Here is a 4,744-nt window from a genome sequence, read left to right on the forward strand (position 1 = left end):
GAGCCGGCGGCGGGGAGCCACATTCGCCACAGGCGCCGCCTCGGCCGGCACTCCGTCCCCCGTTCCCGGCCTGCCGTGCCCCCGGCCGGCCGGCACGGTGACCGGCTTCGGCGCACGGCGGGGTCGGGTGCCGCGGAGCCGGGCCGGAAGGCGAAGCCGGAAGCCGGGTTCTCCACGGGCGCCGCCTCCGGCGCGCCCGCTGCGGGTCCCGGCCCTGGGCGGTGCGCGGTTCCGCTACTCCGCCGGAGCCGCGGGCCGTGTGGTGCCCGTGCGCGCCGCCGCCCGCTGTCTGAGCTGGTCCCACACCGCGCGGACCTGGGGCTCCAGTGCCTCCAGCGGCCCGTCGTTGTCGATCACCAGTGTGGCCACCGCCAGCCGCTGCTCCCGGGTGGCCTGCGCGGCCATGCGGGCGCGGGCCTCCTCCTCGGTCATCCCGCGCAGGGCGGTGAGCCGGGACAGCTGGGTGCCGGGCGCGGCGTCCACGACGACCACCAGGTCGTACAGCGGCGCGAGCCCGTTCTCCGTGAGGAGCGGTACGTCGTGCACCACGATCGCGTCGGGCCCGGCGGCCGCCTCCAGCTCGGCGGAGCGGGCCCCGACCAGCGGGTGCACGATCGCGTTCAGGGTCTGGAGCTTGCCGGGGTCGGCGAAGACGATCGCCCCCAGCTTCGGCCGGTCCAGCGCCCCGCCGTCGGTGAGCACGGACTCCCCGAAGGCCTCCACCACGGCCGCGAGGCCGGGCGTGCCGGGCTCGACGACCTCCCGTGCGATCCGGTCGGCGTCCACCACGACCGCCCCGTACCCCGCCAGCAGCCGCGAGACCTCGCTCTTGCCGGCACCGATTCCGCCTGTCAGGCCCACCTTCAGCATGTCCAGCACCCTAGCGCCCCGCCTCCGGACGGCCCCGGCCGCATCCCCCGGCTCCGCTACGCCTCGCCCTCGCGCTCCGCGAGGAACCGCTCGAACTCGCGGCCCAGCTCGTCCGCCGTCGGGATCTCGGCCGGCTCGGCGATCATGTTGCCCCGGGTCTCGGCCCCGGCGGCGGCGTCGTACTGGTGCTCAAGACCCTGGACGAGGCTGACGAGCTCCTCGTCGCCCTCGCGGATCTGCCGGTCGATCTCCGTCTGCGTGCGGTGCGCCTCGGTGCGCAGGGCGTGGGCGACGGCCGGCAGGACCAGCCCGGTCGCGGCCGTGATCGCCTCGAGCGCGGTGAGCGCCGCGTCCGGGTAAGGGGAGCGGGCGACGTAGTGCGGGACGTGCGCCGCGACGCCGAGCACGTCGTGCCCCGCCTGGCCGAGGCGGAACTCGACCAGCGACTCGGCGCTGCCCGGGACCTGCGCCTCGTCGAAGGGGCTGCGGTGGCCGGGCATCAGGTCGGTGCGGTTGCCGTGCGGGGTGATGCCGACGGGCCGGGTGTGCGGGACGCCCATGGGGATGCCGTGGAAGTTGACCGAGAGCCGGACGCCGAGCCGCTCCACGATCTGGCGGACGGCGACGGCGAAGCGCTCCCACTCCACGTCCGGCTCGGGGCCGGAGAGCAGCAGGAAGGGCGCGCCGGTGGCGTCCTGGACGAGCCGGACCTCCAGGCGGGGCTCCTCGAACTCCGTCCAGTGGTCGCGCTGGAAGGTCAGCAGCGGGCGGCGGGCCCGGTAGTCCACGAGCCGGTCCGCGTCGAAGCGGGCCACCACCTGGTGGGGCAGGGTGTCGAGGATCCGTTCGACGATCTGCTCGCCGGTCTCGCCGGCGTCGATGTAGCCCTCGAAGTGGTAGAGCATGACCAGTCCGGCCGAGTCCTGGGCCAGCGCCACGTCGGCCACCGCCAGACCCTTGGCGTCCCATTCGTACAGACCTTGTGGATCACGCACCGTCACCACTCCTCCCTCTCACCGTGTTCTCTGCAAGGAACGTCCAAGGACGCCCGGCCATTCCCCAGTTGGCCGCATTCACCGGAACGCAACACGACGCGGCACGAGGTACGGGGAAACGCGAAGAGGCCCGCCCCCCGAAGGGGACGGGCCTCGACGTTCAGCTCACCTCACGCCGGAGCGTGGAGCACTCGCTGCGCTGCGATCAGCTCTGGCCGCCGGCCAGCTTCTCGCGGAGCGCGGCCAGGGCCTCGTCGGACGCCAGGGCGCCGGAGGTCTCGTCCGCACCCTCGGAGGAGTAGGAGCCACCCGAGATGCCCGCACCGGCGTTGCCACCGGCGGCCGGGGCGGTCTCGCCCGCGGCGGCAGCGGCCTCGTCGGCCTCGCGGCTCTTGATGACCTGCGCCTGGTGCTGCTCGAAGCGGACCTGCGCCTCGGCGTACTGGCGCTCCCACGTCTCGCGCTGGGTCTCGTAGCCCTCGAGCCAGTCGTTGGTCTCGGGGTCGAAGCCCTCGGGGTAGATGTAGTTGCCCTGGTCGTCGTAGGACGCGGCCATGCCGTACAGGGTCGGGTCGAACTCGACCGACGCCGGGTCGGCACCGAAGGACTCGTTGGCCTGCTTGAGGGACAGCGAGATCCGGCGACGCTCCAGGTCGATGTCGATGACCTTGACGAAGATCTCGTCGTTGACCTGGACGACCTGCTCCGGGATCTCCACGTGGCGCTCGGCCAGCTCGGAGATGTGGACCAGACCCTCGATGCCCTCGTCCACGCGGACGAACGCACCGAACGGAACGAGCTTGGTGACCTTACCCGGGACGACCTGGCCGATCTGGTGGGTCCGGGCGAACTGCTGCCACGGGTCCTCCTGCGTCGCCTTCAGCGACAGGGAGACACGCTCGCGGTCCATGTCCACGTCGAGGACCTCGACGGTGACTTCCTGACCGACCTCGACGACCTCGGACGGGTGGTCGATGTGCTTCCAGGACAGCTCGGAGACGTGCACGAGGCCGTCGACGCCGCCCAGGTCCACGAACGCACCGAAGTTGACGATCGAGGAGACGACGCCGGAGCGGACCTGACCCTTCTGCAGGGTGGTGAGGAACGTCTGGCGGACCTCGGACTGGGTCTGCTCGAGCCAGGCGCGGCGGGACAGGACCACGTTGTTGCGGTTCTTGTCCAGCTCGATGATCTTCGCCTCGAGCTCCTTGCCCACGTAGGGCTGGAGGTCGCGGACGCGACGCATCTCGACCAGGGAGGCCGGGAGGAAGCCGCGGAGGCCGATGTCGAGGATGAGACCACCCTTGACGACCTCGATGACGGTACCGGTGACGATGCCGTCCTCTTCCTTGATCTTCTCGATCGTGCCCCAGGCACGCTCGTACTGAGCGCGCTTCTTGGACAGGATCAGGCGGCCTTCCTTGTCCTCCTTCTGGAGAACCAGGGCCTCGATCTCGTCACCGACCTTGACGACCTCGTTCGGGTCGACGTCGTGCTTGATCGAGAGCTCGCGGCTCGGGATCACGCCTTCCGTCTTGTAACCGATGTCGAGCAGGACCTCGTCCCGGTCGACCTTCACGATGACGCCGTCGACGATGTCGCCGTCGTTGAAGTACTTGATCGTCTCGTCGATCGCGGCCAGGAAGGCTTCCGCGTTACCGATGTCGTTGACCGCTACCTGCGGAGTGGTGGTGGCGGTGGTCTCGGTGCTGCTCGTCATGTGGGAAAGGGCTCCGGTTACGGACAGAAAGTCGTAGGTACTGCTACGCCGGGAGCCCTTATCGGCATCTGCCGATGAAGCCGGACAGCCAAGGAAGCCCATCCCCCGCAAGGGGTAGGGGCCTCGAAAACCGAGGGGACATTCAACAGATGCAAGCGCAGCCTGCTACGTCTGAGGAGCACAGGCTCGCAGCGCAACTTGTAGCATACGGGGGCAGCCGGACAGGGTCAATGCGCGAAGGCGCACACCGGGGGCGGATCACCGCATAACCGGCACAATTCGTGGGCGGAAACGCCCTGATGAGCGATCCGCACGGATTTTCAGCCGTCCGGGTGCCATACCAGCCATCCGCAGACTACGACGACGGGCCCCATGAACCAAGAGGACCGCACCCCCGAAGACGCGTACGCCCAGCCCGACGGGGACGTGTACGAGGACGAAGCCGAGGCCACCCGCCGCGAGGCGGGCGAGGCGGAGAGCAGCCGCGCCAGCCGCGGCTGGTGGGACCGCAACGCCGACGAGTACCAGAGCGAGCACGGCGCGTTCCTGGGCGACGACCGCTTCGTCTGGGGCCCCGAGGGCCTGGACGAGGAACAGGCCGCGCTGCTGGGCCCCGCCGCCTCCCTCAAGGGCCGGGACGTCCTGGAGATCGGCGCCGGCGCCGCCCAGTGCTCGCGCTGGCTCGCCGCGCAGGGGGCCCGCCCGGTGGCGCTGGACCTCTCGCACCGCCAGCTCCAGCACGCCCTGCGCATCGGCGGCGGGGTCCCCCTCGTCGAGGCCGACGCCGGCCGGCTGCCCTTCCGTGACGGCTCCTTCGACCTGGCCTGCTCCGCGTACGGGGCGGTCCCCTTCGTCGCCGACCCCGTCAACGTGATGCGCGAGGTGCACCGCGTGCTGCGCCCCGGCGGCCGCTGGGTCTTCTCCGTCACCCACCCCCTGCGCTGGGCCTTCCCCGACGAGCCCGGCCCCGAGGGGCTGTCGGTGTCCGCCTCCTACTTCGACCGGACCCCGTACGTGGAGCAGGACGAGCAGGGCCGCGCCGTCTACGTGGAGCACCACCGCACCCTCGGCGACCGGGTCCGGGACGTGGTCGCGGGCGGCTTCCGGCTGCTGGACCTGGTGGAGCCGGAGTGGCCGGAGTGGAACACCCAGGAGTGGG

Annotated in this window: 4 protein-coding genes; 1 reads left to right on the top strand and 3 read right to left on the bottom strand. The window is 71.2% G+C overall.

Going from position 1 to position 4,744, the window contains the following annotated elements:
* Positions 1–234: 234 nt before the first annotated feature.
* From coaE to rpsA, 3 genes are all read right to left on the bottom strand, one after another.
* The gene (gene coaE / locus VR44_RS20185) at positions 235–870 is read right to left on the bottom strand and encodes a dephospho-CoA kinase (RefSeq protein ID WP_045948953.1); all 636 of its coding nucleotides are present in this window, start codon (positions 868–870) and stop codon (positions 235–237) included.
* Between the two features lie 56 nt (positions 871–926).
* Positions 927–1,865, bottom strand: coding sequence for a PAC2 family protein (locus tag VR44_RS20190; RefSeq protein ID WP_045948954.1), 939 nt, complete (start codon positions 1,863–1,865; stop codon positions 927–929).
* Between the two features lie 205 nt (positions 1,866–2,070).
* Entirely contained in the window at positions 2,071–3,585 is a 1,515-nt protein-coding gene (gene rpsA, locus VR44_RS20195; RefSeq protein ID WP_042812805.1) for a 30S ribosomal protein S1, read from the bottom strand.
* Positions 3,586–3,957: 372 nt separating this feature from the next.
* Between rpsA and VR44_RS20200 the strand changes: the two genes are divergently transcribed.
* The coding region (locus tag VR44_RS20200) for a class I SAM-dependent methyltransferase (RefSeq protein ID WP_045948952.1) at positions 3,958–4,744 on the top strand (787 nt) is incomplete at its 3' end.

It is taken from the genome of Streptomyces katrae (assembly GCF_000966975.1).
Classification (GTDB): domain Bacteria; phylum Actinomycetota; class Actinomycetes; order Streptomycetales; family Streptomycetaceae; genus Streptomyces; species Streptomyces katrae.

What these genes read in the sequence shown, in the direction of transcription:
- coaE (WP_045948953.1), bottom strand. Translation starts at nt 870, where the DNA reads ATGCTGAAGGTGGGCCTGACAGGCGGAATCGGTGCCGGCAAGAGCGAG.
- rpsA (WP_042812805.1), bottom strand. Translation starts at nt 3,585, where the DNA reads ATGACGAGCAGCACCGAGACCACCGCCACCACCACTCCGCAGGTAGCG.